This window comes from Methylorubrum rhodesianum, assembly GCF_014199985.1.
Classification (GTDB): domain Bacteria; phylum Pseudomonadota; class Alphaproteobacteria; order Rhizobiales; family Beijerinckiaceae; genus Methylobacterium; species Methylobacterium rhodesianum.
The window spans coordinates 1-14,397 of the sequence record NZ_JACHOS010000010.1 but is presented as its reverse complement, the minus strand read 5'-3'; the positions used below and the strand labels follow the sequence as shown (position 1 = coordinate 14,397).

Sequence of the window (14,397 nt, the reverse complement as noted above, 5' to 3'; positions counted from 1 at the left end):
CCTTCGCTTGACCGTCCATTTCGATCCTCGTCTCCCGGCGCTGTCCGCGGCGTCAGCGCACCACGATCCGCGCCGTCGCCTCGGTGATTCCGGGCGTCGCCCGGATCTTCTCGAGGAGGTCGAGCACGTCGGAGGGCTGCAGCAACTTGGCCTCGCCGTCCACGCCCGGCGCCGCCGCGAGCCAGCGCTCGGCGAGTTCCGGCGGCAGGCCGCCGTCGACGCCGAAGCAGGCGAAGAGGTTCTCGAACGGCTCGCCCGCCACGATCTCGTCGAGGCCGTAGCCGCGCGGGTAGCGCTTCGCCTCGCCGGGCTTGAGCGGTGCCGCCGAAGCGGTGTTGCCGCGCACCGGCAGGGCGATAAAGGCGGTCTCGTCGGGGGCGAGGACCCAGCAGTAGAGGCTTTGCCGGGCGCGTGCTTCGATGCGCATCTCCAGGCGCTGTCCGGCCGAGAACGGCGTGGCGGTGGCCGCCACCGTGAGACGCCCGGCATCGGTGCGGGCGGTCGCCGCGAGATGGTCGAGGAAGGGCCGCGGGGTCGGGTCGCAGCCGAGACCCTCGATCCCGATGCGCCGCCGCCCGGTCGGGGCCAGCACGGCGTCATCGCGCTGGAACTCCAGCTCCATCCACGATTGCCGGTTCGGGTCGGTCAGGAAGCGCCCGCGCGCGGTGACCGGTCCGGCACAGGCCGTGCCGGGGGGGCGGCGGCGCACGTCGAGGCGCCCCCCCTTCAGGATGCGGTTGGCCGAGCGCGCCTCGGCGTCGAGCGCGATGACGAGGCGGTCGGTGAGGGCGCCGGCGCAGGTGGAGTGTCCGCCCTCGGCCACGAAGGGGCAGACCTCGATGGCCTTCGCGTGCGGCGCCGCCGCGGCGAAAGTCTTTACGGCGCCCTCCATCACCGCGTCGATGTCGGCGACGGCCGCCCCGACGCGGATCGGCACGATCAGGGGCTCGCTCGTCGCCTTGCAGGCGGCGTTCCGGGTGATCGCCTGGAGGCGCAGGGCCGCGGTGTCGCCGGCCCGGCGCGGTTCCACCAGGAAGACGCTGGCATCGCCCGCGAAGGCCGCGCGGATCTGCGCCTCGGCCTCCACCCCCGACAGGCCGGACGTACCCTCGCGCAGGGCCTTGATCCGCACCACGTCGGCCGCCGCCGCGAGCCGCACGCGGCCGGTCGCCTGGAGCCGGCTCTCGACGGCGAGGCGCACCTCCTCCGCTTGTTCGCGGGAGAGCGCCGTCTGACCCGGCTCCACGCCGACCACGGCGAGGGTCAGGTCGGGCCGCCCGGCGCAGGCCGCCACCGCGTCGAGGAAGGGGGCGAGGGTGGCGGTGGCCGGATCGGCGCGGGCGGCCGCTGAGAGAAGCAGGAAGGCCGCGAGGAGGAGGAGCCTCATTCCGCCTCGTTCGCCCGGGCGTACTGGTCGAGGGCGCGGACGAAGACGGGATTGAAGCGGCCGTCGAGGGCCCCCGAATAGTAGGCGGCCTCCTTGACCGCGCGCTGCACGGTGCGGATCGTCTCCGGCTTCAGCTTCTGCGCCGCCGTATCCGTGGCCGAGACCGAGGCCGCGCCGAGTTCACCCTGCTTGAGCGCCCGCAGAACCATGTCGGCGGAGCGCACGCCGGGGAAGTAGCGGCCGAAGCCATTGTCGATCAGTGTCGCCATCGTCGCCATGGCGACGGGATCGCCCTTGTCGGCCGCCTGTCGGAACAGGTCGAAGCCCTGGCGCAGGTCCCGCGGGAAGCCGTAGCTGCCGGTGGCGTAATGCGGCACCAGCTTCGAGATCGAGGGGACGTCGCCGCCCGCGACCGCGCGCTTGTAGAGCGCCACGGCCCCGGCCTCGTCCTTGGGGACGCCGTTGCCGTATTCCAGCATCCGCGCGGCGTTGGCGAGCGCCACCACGTTCCCGGCCTCGCCCGCCTGCCGGTAGAGGCGGTAGGCCTCGGCCTGGCCGCGCTTCACCCCCTGACCGTTCTCGTAGAGGGCTGCGAGGTTGTTCATCGCCGAGACGCTGCCGGCTTTGGCGGCCCGGTCATAGGACGCGAACGCCTCCTTGGACCGGTCGGCCCGGTCGTAGGCGCGGCCGAGCTGGTAGGCGAGGCGGCGCAGCTGCGGGTAGGCGGCCGAGGCCCCGCGGCAGGCCTCGATGGCGGCGGAGGCCTCGATGCGCCCCAGCTTCACCCCCGGCACGCCCTTCGGCCGGTCGGGATCGTCGGTGCCGGCGGCGAGCTCGTCGCAGCGCTTCACCCGCGGATCGCTGCTCGGGTTCGTGCCGCCGAGATAGCCCTCCGCGAGACCGCGATAGGCGCAGACCTCGCCGCAGGAATCGAGATAGGCCTGATACTGTCGCGCGCCGCCGAACTTCGCCCAGTTCTCCTGGTCGATCGCCGCCGCATCGCGCTTGCGGCCGGCGAGCAGCCGGTCCATCGCCTGGGCGCGGTGGGCGCAAGCCTCACCGCACGTGCCGATGTAGGCCTCGAAGGCCTCGCGCGTGCCGAGGCTCTCGGCGCGGCGCCACGCCGCCTCGTCGCCGATCGCCGCGACGCCGCCGGCCACCGCCGCGACGGGGAGCGACGCCTTCAACACGATCGGCGCATCGTCGATCTCCGGCACCTGTTCGCGGCCCGAGGCGCGCCGCGCCGCCTCCTCGACCTCGCGGCGCAGATACCCCTTCAATTCCGGCCACTGAATCAGTCCATCGCCGTTGCCGGGCCCATCCTTGGCGTCGGCGAGCCCCGACACGCCCATCAGGAAGCGGCTGGTGAGAAGCCCGAGCTTGTTCGCCTCGTCCCAGTTGGCCGGTGTCGCGCCCGAGGTGGCGACGAGGCGCACGATCCCGCTCTCCGCCTTCGGCCGGGCCGGACTGAACCCGGGGGCCGAGACCGCGAGCAGGCTCTCGCCCTTGCGGCCCGTCTCGCCGGTGAAGCAGGCATCGACCATCACCACGAGCTGCCGCTCGGAGCCGATCTTGCGCTTCACGAGGTCGAGGTTGCGGTAGAGGGTTTCCAGCAAATAGCCGCTCTCGCCCTGGTTCGGGTTGCCGTCCTCGGGCAGCAGGAAGGGCTGTTTCGTCGCGAGATCCGGCACGCCGTGGCCGGAATAGTAGACGAACACGTTGGAGCGGCCCTCGCGCACGCTGCGCCAGAGCCGGCCCGATTGCGGGTTGCGCTCGGTGCCGAAGACTTGGTTGAACTCGTTGAGGGTCGCGTCCTTCAGGAGAAAGACGTTGCTGTCGCGGTAGCCCAGACGCTCGATCAGGTAGGCGCGGATCGCCTCCGCGTCGTTATGAGCGAAATCGACCGGGACCGTCTGCTTGTAGCTGCGGTTGCCGATCACCACGGCGACCGAGTCGGCATTGTCGGCGAACGGCGCCGTCTCGGCGGCGGCCTGGGCGGGTGCGATCTCGGCCAGCGCGATCTGGGCCGGCACGGCGAGGGCGAGGCTGGCGGCCAGGAGGAACACGGCATCGCGAATTGCTCTGCGCGCGGCGGATACCAGGCCCTGTCTCGGCATGCGGATCGTCCTCTTCTCGGCTCGCGGGCCGAGTCTCAAATCCTTGGAGCGGGGCACCCGCCTCGGGCGCCACCTAGGGGTAGCCGCTCGCTGACTGGGAAACAATGCCGCCCCGAAGGGCCCGCCGCACGGGCGAGGAGGTGGGGTCGTCCATCGTCCCTCAGCCTCCGGAGAACAGCACGAGGATGAGGCCGAGGGCGGCGAGGTGGAGCGGGCAGAGGGCGGTCAGCATCCCGTCGCCTCCCTACGGCAGGTAGAGGCCGCGGCCGCAGCGGCGCACCCGGCGGGCCTCGACATAGCCGGTGTAGCGATTGAACACCTCGACCGTGCGGTAGAGGCAGTACCGGCCGGAGTTGCGCCCGTTGTAGTAGACGCCGCCATTGTCGAGATCGACGCCGAGGAACTCCTGATTGCCGGTCGGCGCGGCGGCCTCCTGAGCGAAGGCGGAGGGCGCGGCGCCGAGGAGGCCGGCGCCGACGAGTGCCAGGATCATCACCTTGTTCATGTCGGTTCTCCCTGATCGGGCGGTGTCCATCCGCCTTCGCCAGGGGCATGGGAGCGACAGACCGGTTTTCGCGCGAACCGGCCTGAGAAAAAATCGCCGGGCGCCCGGCGAGGCTCAAGCCGCGGAGGTTTCCGGGCCCTCGATCAGGCGCAGGCTGCGGCGCAGGCTCTGCGGCGGATGGCCGAAGGCGCGCAGGAAGGCGCGCCGCATCCGGTCACGGTCGGCGAAGCCGGTGTCGCGCGCCACCACGTCCAGGGTGTGGCGCCCCTCTTCGAGCATCGCCTTCGCCGCCTCCAGGCGCAGCCGCTCGACCGCCTTGGCCGGGGATTGTCCGGTTTCCTCGCGGAAGAGCCGGCTGAACTGGCGCGGGCTGACGCTCGCGGCCTCGGCGAGTTCCTCGACGGTCAGCGGGTTGCGCAGGTGCTCCTTGGCGTAGACGAGGGCGCGGCGGACCCGGTCGGAGCGCGGCTCCAGTTCGAGCAGCGCCGAGAACTGCGACTGGCCGCCGGGGCGGCGGTGATAGACGACGAGCTTGCGGGCGATGGCGCGCGACAGCTCGGCGCCGTGGTCGTCCTCGATCAGCGCCAGCGTCAGGTCGATCGCCGCGCTCATCCCGGCCGAGGTCCAGATCGGGCCGTCGGCGACGAAGATTCGGTCGTCATCGACGCGGATCAGGGGAAAGCGCTCCTGCAGGTCGCGGGCATGGGCCCAGTGGGTCGTCGCCAACCGTCCGTCGAGCAGACCGGCCTCGGCCAGGGCGAAGGCGCCGGTGCAGAGGCCCGCGACGCGCCGCGAGGTTCGGCCGGCCCCGGCGATGTAGGCGCGCAGACGCGGCGTGAGCGGGCGCGGCAGCAATTCGCCGACCACCATTAACGTATCGGGAGCCTCCGCCAGCGGGACGGTCTCGATGCCGATGCCGAGCGAGGATCGGACGGTGCCGCCGCGCTCCGACATCACGAGCAGCCGGTAGGCCTCGCGGCCGAGATGCACGTTGGCGAACTCGAAGGCGGACAGAGCGGCCAACCCCATCACTTGGAAGCCGTCCTCCAGGATGAACCCGACCTGCCGCATCCGACGCTCCGCATCTATGTCCTGTTTTGACGTTTATACGTCATTTCAGACACGCCGGTCCAGGGATAGGGTCCTGCCATCGAAACGGCCATGCAGCCTCGGCAAACGCCGCGGCCGGCCTCAGGACAGGACCCGGACCATGACCTCGACCTCCGGCACCGTGCTCATCACCGGCGCCTCATCCGGCATCGGCGCCGTCTATGCCGACCGCTTCGCCGCCCGAACCCACGACCTGATCCTCGTTGCCCGCAACAAGGCGCGGCTCGATGCCGTGGCCGACGACCTGTCCCGCCGCCACGGCGTCGCGGTTCGGACCGTCGAGGCCGACCTGACGGAGCGCGCGGGTCTCGCCGCGGTCGAGCACATCCTCGAGAGTGATCCGTCCATCACCCATCTCGTCAACAATGCCGGCTTCGGCAGCGCCGCGCCGCTCGCGTCCGCCTCCGTGGACGAGATGGAACGGATGATCGCCATCAACGTCACCGCGCCGATGCGCCTGACCTACGCCGCGGTGCCCGCCTTCACGGCCCGCGGAGCGGGTACGATCATCAACATCGCCTCGATCGTCGCCATCGGGCCCGAGGTGCTGAACGGCGTCTATGGCGGCTCGAAATCCTTCGTCCTCGGCTTCAGCCACAGCCTGCGCAAGGAACTCGCCGGCACCGGCGTCACGGTGCAGGTGGTGCTGCCCGGCGCGACCGGAACCGAGTTCTGGGATGTCGCCGGCCTGCCCGCCAGCAACCTGCCGCAGGAGTGGGTGATGTCGGCCGAGGATCTGGTCGATGCCGCGCTCGCCGGCCTCGACCGGGGCGAGTTCGCCACCGTGCCCTCGCTTCAGGACGCTGCCGAGTGGGACGCCTGGGAGGCGGCACGGCAAACCATGCTCCCGCACCTTTCCAACGCCGTCCCAGCCTCGCGCTACCGCGCGGCTTGAGCCGATATCAGGTTTCGAAAGGATGAGTCCTTCCGCGGGTCGAGGGCGGATCCCTGGTTGAGGGGAAGCCGGGACATCACGCGGCGAAGTCCAGCCCGTCGCGGCCGGCAAGGCTTTCGCCGAGGAAGGTGATGAGCGGCTGGACGAGGTCTGCGGCCCGCTCCTCGCCGAGTACCATGACCTCGGTCATCGGCAGGGCCGGCCAGACCTCGGGGGCGCGCAGGATCTGCATGCCCTCCTGCAGGAATGAGCGGCCGAGCAGCGTCACGCCGAGGCCCCCCGCCACCGCCGCCTGCACCCCGGCGAGGCTGCTGGCAGTGCAGGCGGCATTCCATTCCCGCCGCACCGAGTCGAGCGCCGCGATCATCATCTCGCGGTAGCTGCAGGGCGGGGCGAGCATCACCAGCCGGGCAGGCTTGGTGAAATCGAGTTCGTAATCGGCGGAGGCGAGCCAGACGAGCGGCTCGCGCCAGATCACCCGGCCGCGGGGATGCGTGCCGCTGCGCTTGGCGATCACCGCGTCGAGCCGGTTGGCGTCGTAGGCTTCGAGCAGGGTGCAGCTCAGCCCGGTCATCAGGTCGATATGCACCCCCGGATAGAGCCGGCTGAAGCGCGCGAGCAGCTTCGGCAACTGGCCGGGAATGAAGTCCTCGGACACACCGAGCCGCAGGGTGCCGCTGGCCGGCGGCTCGCGCCACTCGCGCATCAGCTTGTCGTTGAATTCCAACATCTGGCGCGCGGCGACCAACAGGCGCTCGCCGTCCGGAGTCAGCCCGAGGGTGCGGCTGGTGCGGTCGAAGACGCGGCGTCCCAGGATCTCCTCGAGACGCAGTACCTTCTGGCTCACCGCCGATTGGGAGCGATGCACGACGTCGGCGGCGGCGGTGAAGCTGCCGGTCTCCGCCACCGCCACGAAGGCGCGCAGCAGGTCGAGTTCGAGGTCCGGATGGCGCATGGCCGGTTGGCGTCTCGGCTGTGAACGCGGACAGGCGGCAACCCGCCCCGGCCGTCACGCATCTTCGCGATCCGGATGACTTTCAGCAAGCAGAAAATCTGATCGCATCGATCAGAACTATGCGTTTCTCAACTTCATCGCGGCGGCGCATCCTTCGGCTCGCCGGTCCCGACGACCGGCCGGATGGGCTTCGAGCCCACTCCGCCTCCCTCGAAGAGGCCCGCCATGTCCGCCTCGACCGCCATCCCCGAGCCGCCCGCCTGCCATGCCCTGGCGGCTTCGTCCGCCCTCCGACGCGCCGGCGTAGGCTCGGCGCCGGCGCTTCTGCTCGGCGGCGCGATCCTGCTCTGGGGCGCGAACTGGCCGGTGATGAAACTCGGGCTCGGTCATGTCTCGCCGCTCTGGTTCTCGGCCCTGCGCTTCGCCACGGGCGCGGCCTGCCTGTTCGCGTGGCAGGCTGCCCGCGGCGCGGTGTGGCGGCCTCGGGGCGCGGATCTCCCCTTCATCGCCTCCATCGGCCTGCTGCAGATGATGCTGTTCACCGCGCTCGGTGCCGTGGCGATGACGCATCTGCCGGCCGGACGGTCGGCGATCCTGAGCTACACCACGCCGATCTGGGTCGTGCCGATGGCGGTGCTGGTCTTCGGCGAGCGGCTCGGGCGCCTGCAATGGGCCGGGATCGGGCTGGCGGCCCTCGGCGTCGCGATCCTGTTCAATCCGCACGCCATCGACTGGCGGGACGGCGCCGTGCTCGGCGCCCACGGGATGCTGCTCGCGGCCGCCGCCGCCTGGGCCGTCTGCATCCTGCACCTGCGCCACGGTCGCTCGGCGGCTTCCGCAGCGCAGCTCGCGCCCTGGCAGATGCTGCTGGCCGCCGCCGTGCTGCTGCCGCTCGCGCGCACGGCCGAGGGACCGTTCACCGGGGATGGGACCGTGACGTTCTGGGCCTGCCTGATCTTCGTCGGGCCGCTCGCCACCGCCTTCGGCTTCTGCGCCGTCAATGCCGCGAGCCAGCGGGTGCCGGCGAGCCGGATGTCGACACTGATGCTCGGGGTGCCCGTCACCGGCCTCGCGATCGCGACGGTGACGCTGCACGAGATGCCCGGACCCGACCTCGTCCTCGGCGCCCTGGCGATCATCCTCGGCATCGCCGCCACCGCGGTGCCCGCCCGCCTCACCCATCCGCACCGAAGGAAAGCCCGCAACTGACGCGGGCCTCGTCAAGCCAGAAGGAGTCTTCCCATGCGTGCCGTCGGCTTCCACAAATCCCTGCCCATCGAGGACGCGCAGGCGCTGCTCGACCTCGGGCTGCCCGAGCCCGTGCCGGGGCCGCGCGACCTACTGGTCCGGGTGCGGGCGGTCTCGGTCAATCCGGTCGATACCAAGGTGCGCCGACGCGCGAACCCGCCCGAGGGGCAGCCGCAGGTGCTGGGCTACGACGCCGCCGGCCTCGTCGAGGCGGTCGGCCCGGAGGTGACCCGGTTCAAGGTCGGGGACCCGGTCTTCTACGCCGGTGCGCTGGGCCGACCCGGCACCAATGCCGAGCTGCATTGCGTCGATGAGCGGATCGTCGGCCACAAGCCCGCCTCGCTGTCCTTCGCGGAAGCCGCGGCGATGCCGCTCACCGCGATCACCGCCTGGGAGGCCTTGTTCGATCGGCTCGACATCCGCCGGCCGGTGCCGGGGGCGGCGCTCGCGGTCCTGATCGTCGGCGGAGCCGGCGGTGTCGGCTCCATCGCCGTTCAGCTCGCCCGCCGGCTCACCGACTTAACCGTGATCGCCACCGCCTCGCGGCCCGAGACGGCGGCGTGGAGCCGGACGCTCGGCGCGCATCACGTCATCGATCACACCCGGCCGCTGGCGGCGGAGGTCGCGGCGCTCGGCATCGGCGCCCCGGGCTTCGTGTTCTCCACCACCCACACCGACCGGCACCTGCCGGAGATCGGCGCCCTCGTTGCGCCGCAGGGCCGGTTCGCGCTGATCGACGATCCGGCCGCTCTCGACGTGCTGCCCCTCAAGCAGAAGAGCGTCTCGACGCATTGGGAGTTCATGTTCACCCGCTCGATGTTCGCCACCGCCGACATGGACGCGCAGGGTCGCCTGCTCGACGAGGTGTCGCGCCTCGTCGATGCGGGCACGCTGAAGACCACGGTGGCCGACCATTTCGGAGCGATCTCGGCCGCCAATCTCCGCCGCGCCCACGCGCTGATCGAGAGCGGGCGGGCCAAGGGCAAGATCGTGCTGGAGGGTTGGGCCTGACCGAGGGCGGCGCTCCGCCACGGCGGTCGCTCGCCGGGCCGAGCGCGGCCCGTTTCCCGGGGCAGGCGGAGTACAGCCAATGCGCCGGCATGTCCGAAAATGCTGTGTTTATGGCGTTGCCGGGATCCGAGTCATCGATGACCATGGATACGGTCAGGCGGAGCCACAGGGGTGTCGGTCGATGGTGAGTCTCACGATCAACGGTCATCAGCATACGGTCGATGCCGATCCAGATACGCCGCTACTCTTCGTTCTGCGCGACGCGCTCGGACTGACCGGCACCAAGTACGGTTGCGGCATCGGCCAATGCGGTGCCTGTACGGTTCTGCTCGACGGGCAGGCGACGCGCTCCTGCCAGGTGCCGGTGGAGAGCGTCGGCGCGCAGGCCGTCACCACGATCGAGGCGATCGAAGCGGATCCGGTCGGCGCCCGGGTCGTCGCGGCCTGGATCGGGATCGAGGTGCCGCAATGCGGCTACTGCCAGTCCGGCCAAGTCATGGCCGCGACCGGCCTGCTCAAGGAAACCCCGAAACCCTCCGAGGACGAGATCGCCGCGGCAATGACCAACCTGTGCCGCTGCGGCACCTATAACGCCATCGCCGCCGCCGTGCGGCAGGCCGCGGCCTGACGGAGGCGAGGATGAACGATCTCACGCCCCTCCATCGCCTCGGCATCGGTGCCCGGCACCCCGTGGAGCCGGTGCAGAACCTGTCGCGCCGCGGTTTCCTCGGGATCGCCGCCGGTGCGCTCCTGCTCGGCATCGACCTGCCGGGGGAGGCCGCCGCCCAGACCCGGGCGGAAGGGCCGGCGGCGGTGGCGCCGAAACCCGGTACCCGCGTCGCCGCCTTCCTCGAGATCCGCCCCGACAGCTCCGTGCGCCTGCTCAGCCCGTTCGTCGAGGGCGGCCAGGGCATCAATACCGGGCTTGCCCAGACCATCGGCGAGGAACTCGACCTCGATCCGGCCCGGTTCGCCGTCGAATGCGCGCCGCCCGGTCCCGATTACGCCGTCGTCAACGGTCTGCGCATGACGGGCGGCAGCTTCTCGACCCGGTCGAGCTTCGAGGCGATGCGCCGGCTCGGCGCCACCGCCCGCGACATGCTGATGCGCGCCGCCGCCGCCCGGCTCGCCGTGCCCCAGGACAGCCTGACGACCGAGGACGGGCGCGTGATCCACGCCGCTTCCGGCCGGAGCCTCGGCTACGGCGAAGTGGCGGAAGCCGCCCTCGCGCTCCCGCCGCGGGACGACGTGGCGCTGAAGGACCCCAAAGCCTTCCGCTGGATCGGCCGTCCGGTGGCCCGGCTCGACATGCGCGACAAGGCGACCGGCCGCGCGACCTACGCCATCGACATCCGCGTCGAGGACATGCTGCACGCGGCCGTGCAGCACGCGCCGCAGCTCGGGACCGAGCCGCAGACAATCGCCAACGAGGCGGAGGTGCAGGGGATGCCGGGCGTCCACTCGGTTCACCGCCTGCCCGGCGCGGTGGCGGTGGTCGCCGATTCCTGGTGGCGGGCGCGCAAGGGCGCCGAGGCCCTGCAGGTCGCCTGGACGGATCCGGCCCCGGAGGGGACCGCGACGGTCTCGAAAACCTTCTCCTCGTCGGCGATGCTCGCCGCGCTGAAGGGCTCGACCGAGCCCGGCATCCCGGCCGAGCAGGAGGGCGATCCGGCTGCCGCCTTCGCGGGCGCCGCGCGGGTGATCGAGGCGGAGTACGACGCGCCCTATCTCGCCCATGCCCAGCTCGAACCGCCCTCGGCCGTCGCCCGGTTCACGGCGGACGGCAGCCTCGATCTCTGGCTGCCCAACCAGATGCCGGAGCTGTTCCAGCAAATCGCCGCGAAGACCGCGGGCCTGACACCCGAGCGGGTGCGCATCCACTCGCCGATGCTCGGCGGCTTCTTCGGGCGCCACTTCGCCTACGGCCCGGCCAACCCCTTCCCGCAGGCGATCCTGCTCGCCAGGGCGACGGGCCGGCCGGTCCGGGTTCTGTGGTCGCGGGAGGAGGAGTTCGGCATGGATGCCGTGCGCCCCTTGAGCTTCGCCCGGTTCAAGGCCGCGCTCGGGGCCGACGGAATGCCGGTGGCGCTCCAGACCACGGCGGTCGGCGAAGGCCCGATCGGCCGCTGGTTCGGCGCGCTGTTCAAGTCGCCGGTCGATTCCTCCGTCGTCGAGGGTCTCGACAAGAAGCCCTACGCGATCCCGAACCGGCGACTCGACTACGTGAAGGTGCCACATCCTGTGACGATCGCCTTCTGGCGCTCGGTCGGCCACTCGATGAACGATTACTTCTACGAGAGTTTCCTCGACGAGATCGCCGCAGCCGGCGGCCGCGACCCGTTCGATCTGCGCATGGCGCTGTTGAAGGACAGCCCGCGCCACCGAACGCTGCTCAGGGCGGTCGCGGATCTCGCCGGTGGATGGCGGCGCGGGCCGTTTCCGGCGGAGGACGGCACCCGCCGGGCACGCGGCATCTCGATGGCCTCGCCCTTCGGCTCGGAGACCGCGACCATCGCCGAGGTGTCGCTGAAGGACGGCGAGGCGCGGGTTCACGATCTCTGGATCGCCATCGATCCGGGCAGCGTGGTCAATCCGGCCATCGTCAAGCGGCAGGTCGAGAGCGCGGCGGCGCTCGGCCTTTCTTCCACGCTGCTGGAGCAGGTGGTCTACGAGAACGGCCAGCGTCAGGCGAAGAACTTCGATGCCTATCCGATCCTCGACCGTGAGCGGATGCCGCGGGTTCACGTCACCATCGTCGAGAGCGGGGCGCCGATGGGCGGCATCGGCGAGCCGGGGCTGCCCGGCGTGCCGCCCGCGGTGGTCAACGCGGTCGCGGCGCTCACCGGTCAGCGCGTGCGCAGCCTGCCGCTCGCCAAGACGCATCTGTCCGGTGTCTGAGGCCGTTCGGCGGGGTGGAGAAACGCAACGATGACGACGGCGGCGGTGTCACGGGAGGCGAGCCCGGTTCGTGCCGGTCCAGCGCCGCGCTTCGAATACTTGCCGGTCGCGCTGTTCGGTGCCGTGATGGGGCTCACCGGTCTGACCGTGGCATGGCGTCTGGCCAGTGCGCGCTACGGCCTGCCCAGCCTCGTCGCCGAGGCGATCGGCTGGAGCGCGCTCCTCACCTTCCTCGTCCTCGCCCTGGCCTACGGCGTCAAGGCGGTCACGGCTTGGCCGACGGTGCTGGCCGAGTTCCGCCATCCGATCGCCGGAAACCTGTTCGGCACCGTCCTGATCAGCCTGCTGTTGCTGCCCTTCGTGCTTAACGGGATCAATCCGTTGCTCGCAGCGGCGGCCTGGGTGACCGGTGCGGCCGGCATGGTGGTGTTCGCCGTCCTCATCGTCAGCCGCTGGATGGGAAGCCGTCAGCAACTCGCCCACGCGACGCCCGCCTGGATGGTGCCGGTGGTCGGCCTCCTCGACATCCCGCTCGCCGCGCCGATGCTCGGCCTGCCCCATACGCAGACACTGACCATGTTCGCGCTGAGTGTCGGCCTCTTCTTCGCGATACCGCTCTTCACCCTGGTCTTCTCGCGCCTCGTCTTCGAGGAGCCGCTGCCCGCGGGCCAGCGGCCGACGCTGATGATCCTGGTCGCCCCTTTCGTCGTCGGCTTCTCCAGCTACACCGCGACGTTCGGCCGGATCGATGCCTTCGCGGAGGCACTGTTCCTCATCGGCCTGTTCGTTCTCGTCGTGCTCGTCGGCCGTCTGCGCGACATGCCGCGCTGCTGCCCGTTCCGCGTCTCGTGGTGGGCCGTGAGCTTTCCCCTCGCGGCCACCGCCGTCGCGGCCCTGCGCTACGCCGGGCACGCGGACGATGCCGCGATCGACGTGCTGGCCCTGGGACTGCTCGCCTTCGCCACCCTGGTGATCGCGGCCCTTGCCGCCCGGACGGTGTTCGGGATCGCGCGGGGCGAGTTGCGCCGGCTCACGAGCTGACGGGAGAGCGGCGAACAAACCGGTCTGCCTCGGGGTTGCCGGGAAGAAGCGCGTTCCGCTTCGATCCCGCAAAGCCTTGAGGATGCTCATGACCGGCGACGAGACGTGGACCGATCGGTCCGAGCCCGGCTCACGATCGCGGTCGGACCGGGGATCGACACTGGCCCGCGGGCTCGTCGCCGGCGCCGCCGGCGTCGCCGCGATGACGCTCGCGAGAAGGTCGAGCAGAGCCTCACCGGCCGGCCGAACTCCTTCGTTCCCGCCCACACCCTTCGCCGCGTCCTTGGTCTGCCGGCGCGGCCCGATCGCGACCGGGTCGGGTTGAATTGGGCGATGCATTGGGGCCAGGGCATCGCCCTCGGGCCGCTCCGGATGCTGATGGCGGAGCGCGGAATGCGTGGTTCCGTCGCCTCGTTCCTGTTCCTGAACCTTCGCCTGCTCAACGATCAGGCGCTCGAGAACGCGACCGGCGCCGGCGCACCGCCCTGGACCTGGCCCCGCGACGAGCAGCGGATCGATCTCCTGCACAAGGCGATCTACGCCTTCGTCACCGGCTACGTCGCCGATGGCCTCGCACGGAACCCGGATCGCGAGCGACATCGTGGCCGGGCCGATGACGCGAGGGATCCTGATGACCGGGTCGATGACGCCGCGGATCCTGCTGGCGGACGACGGGGCATCCTCGGCCGCACGGCTCTGTCGCGTCGTCGGCGCACGGCCCACCCCAGCGAGCGTACGGACGCGCACCGGCCGTACGGCACGGTGAATAGGGCGTACGGCGTGCGAGTGGACACGCCCGATCGTGTCGGCGTGCCGGTGCTCGTCGTCGCCGGCGACGAATGGGAGGCCGAGTTGATGGCGGCGGAGGCGGCCGGTCCGCACGCCCGTGCCGAGGTGTTTCGCGAGCTGGATCGGGCAGAGATCCGAGAGCACGGGCTCGACCTGAATGAGCGCGGCAGCATCAAATCGCTGGCGGTGCTGAGGCTGTAGACGCGCCGCGCGTCGACGCCTGCCAACATCCTCGGCGGCAGGGGAACGCATCGCCTGCGGAAGGCCCCGTCAATCCGGTGATTTGAGCGTGGGCAGGCATCCCTGCACTTTCCGCGATTTTTCGATTGACCTCCGGCCGCGCGCCCCCTATACCCCGTTTCACCGACGGGGCGCCGCGGTCCACCGCTTGGTGGGCGAGGGCTTCGACGGTCTTCGGGATTGTCGGTGGAGCGGAGCTGA

General features: G+C 71.0%; 12 protein-coding genes. 7 read left to right on the top strand and 5 right to left on the bottom strand.

Annotated features, from left to right (window positions below; all coding sequences use genetic code 11):
- Nucleotides 1–52: 52 nt before the first annotated feature.
- The 4 genes from HNR01_RS15345 to HNR01_RS15330 form a co-directional block, all read right to left on the bottom strand.
- Nucleotides 53–1,387: a hypothetical protein gene (locus HNR01_RS15345; RefSeq protein WP_183668441.1), complete on the bottom strand. Its 1,335-nt coding sequence runs from the start codon at nucleotides 1,385–1,387 to the stop codon at nucleotides 53–55.
- Nucleotides 1,384–3,504 carry a caspase family protein gene (locus HNR01_RS15340; RefSeq protein ID WP_183668439.1) on the bottom strand — a complete coding sequence of 707 codons (2,121 nt, stop codon included), beginning with the start codon at nucleotides 3,502–3,504 and terminating at the stop codon, nucleotides 1,384–1,386. Before HNR01_RS15340 ends, HNR01_RS15345 begins: the two co-directional genes overlap by 4 nt.
- Nucleotides 3,505–3,748: 244 nt before the next feature.
- Complete coding sequence (locus tag HNR01_RS15335; RefSeq protein ID WP_017487292.1) at nucleotides 3,749–4,009, bottom strand: hypothetical protein; 261 nt, start codon at nucleotides 4,007–4,009, stop codon at nucleotides 3,749–3,751.
- A 114-nt stretch (nucleotides 4,010–4,123) separates the two neighbouring features.
- Nucleotides 4,124–5,080, bottom strand: a complete 957-nt coding sequence (locus tag HNR01_RS15330; protein ID WP_017487293.1) for a GlxA family transcriptional regulator — start codon at nucleotides 5,078–5,080, stop codon at nucleotides 4,124–4,126.
- 139 nt (nucleotides 5,081–5,219) lie between these two features.
- On the opposite strand from HNR01_RS15330, the gene HNR01_RS15325 reads away from it, so the two are divergent.
- Entirely contained in the window at nucleotides 5,220–6,014 is a 795-nt protein-coding gene (locus tag HNR01_RS15325) for an SDR family NAD(P)-dependent oxidoreductase (protein ID WP_183668437.1), read from the top strand.
- 76 nt (nucleotides 6,015–6,090) lie between these two features.
- Here the strand turns inward: HNR01_RS15325 and HNR01_RS15320 are convergent, their stop codons facing one another.
- The gene (locus HNR01_RS15320; protein WP_183668435.1) at nucleotides 6,091–6,969 is read right to left on the bottom strand and encodes a LysR substrate-binding domain-containing protein; all 879 of its coding nucleotides are present in this window, start codon (nucleotides 6,967–6,969) and stop codon (nucleotides 6,091–6,093) included.
- A gap of 225 nt (nucleotides 6,970–7,194) precedes the next feature.
- Here HNR01_RS15320 and HNR01_RS15315 point away from each other — a divergent pair, with 225 nt between their 5' ends.
- The 6 genes from HNR01_RS15315 to HNR01_RS27370 all read left to right on the top strand — a co-directional run bounded on the left by HNR01_RS15315 (nucleotide 7,195) and on the right by HNR01_RS27370 (nucleotide 14,157).
- Nucleotides 7,195–8,178, top strand: coding sequence for a DMT family transporter (locus HNR01_RS15315; RefSeq protein ID WP_183668433.1), 984 nt, complete (start codon nucleotides 7,195–7,197; stop codon nucleotides 8,176–8,178).
- A 33-nt stretch (nucleotides 8,179–8,211) separates the two neighbouring features.
- Nucleotides 8,212–9,228, top strand: coding sequence for a zinc-binding alcohol dehydrogenase family protein (locus HNR01_RS15310; RefSeq protein WP_183668431.1), 1,017 nt, complete (start codon nucleotides 8,212–8,214; stop codon nucleotides 9,226–9,228).
- Nucleotides 9,229–9,409: 181 nt separating this feature from the next.
- Complete coding sequence (locus HNR01_RS15305) at nucleotides 9,410–9,856, top strand: (2Fe-2S)-binding protein (RefSeq protein WP_017487299.1); 447 nt, start codon at nucleotides 9,410–9,412, stop codon at nucleotides 9,854–9,856.
- Between the two features lie 11 nt (nucleotides 9,857–9,867).
- Nucleotides 9,868–12,126, top strand: coding sequence for a xanthine dehydrogenase family protein molybdopterin-binding subunit (locus HNR01_RS15300; protein ID WP_183668429.1), 2,259 nt, complete (start codon nucleotides 9,868–9,870; stop codon nucleotides 12,124–12,126).
- A 30-nt stretch (nucleotides 12,127–12,156) separates the two neighbouring features.
- Entirely contained in the window at nucleotides 12,157–13,167 is a 1,011-nt protein-coding gene (locus HNR01_RS15295) for an SLAC1 anion channel family protein (RefSeq protein ID WP_017487301.1), read from the top strand.
- A gap of 378 nt (nucleotides 13,168–13,545) precedes the next feature.
- On the top strand, nucleotides 13,546–14,157 hold the full coding sequence (locus HNR01_RS27370; RefSeq protein ID WP_246417521.1) for a hypothetical protein: 612 nt from the start codon (nucleotides 13,546–13,548) through the stop codon (nucleotides 14,155–14,157).
- Nucleotides 14,158–14,397 lie beyond the last annotated feature (240 nt).

Coding starts and splice junctions, on each gene's coding strand:
- HNR01_RS15315 (WP_183668433.1), top strand. CDS start 7,195: ATGTCCGCCTCGACCGCCATCCCCGAGCCGCCCGCCTGCCATGCCCTG.
- HNR01_RS15305 (WP_017487299.1), top strand. CDS start 9,410: ATGGTGAGTCTCACGATCAACGGTCATCAGCATACGGTCGATGCCGAT.
- HNR01_RS15310 (WP_183668431.1), top strand. CDS start 8,212: ATGCGTGCCGTCGGCTTCCACAAATCCCTGCCCATCGAGGACGCGCAG.
- HNR01_RS15335 (WP_017487292.1), bottom strand. CDS start 4,009: ATGAACAAGGTGATGATCCTGGCACTCGTCGGCGCCGGCCTCCTCGGC.
- HNR01_RS15320 (WP_183668435.1), bottom strand. CDS start 6,969: ATGCGCCATCCGGACCTCGAACTCGACCTGCTGCGCGCCTTCGTGGCG.
- HNR01_RS15345 (WP_183668441.1), bottom strand. CDS start 1,387: ATGAGGCTCCTCCTCCTCGCGGCCTTCCTGCTTCTCTCAGCGGCCGCC.
- HNR01_RS15295 (WP_017487301.1), top strand. CDS start 12,157: ATGACGACGGCGGCGGTGTCACGGGAGGCGAGCCCGGTTCGTGCCGGT.
- HNR01_RS15300 (WP_183668429.1), top strand. CDS start 9,868: ATGAACGATCTCACGCCCCTCCATCGCCTCGGCATCGGTGCCCGGCAC.
- HNR01_RS15340 (WP_183668439.1), bottom strand. CDS start 3,504: ATGCCGAGACAGGGCCTGGTATCCGCCGCGCGCAGAGCAATTCGCGAT.
- HNR01_RS15330 (WP_017487293.1), bottom strand. CDS start 5,080: ATGCGGCAGGTCGGGTTCATCCTGGAGGACGGCTTCCAAGTGATGGGG.
- HNR01_RS15325 (WP_183668437.1), top strand. CDS start 5,220: ATGACCTCGACCTCCGGCACCGTGCTCATCACCGGCGCCTCATCCGGC.
- HNR01_RS27370 (WP_246417521.1), top strand. CDS start 13,546: ATGGCGGAGCGCGGAATGCGTGGTTCCGTCGCCTCGTTCCTGTTCCTG.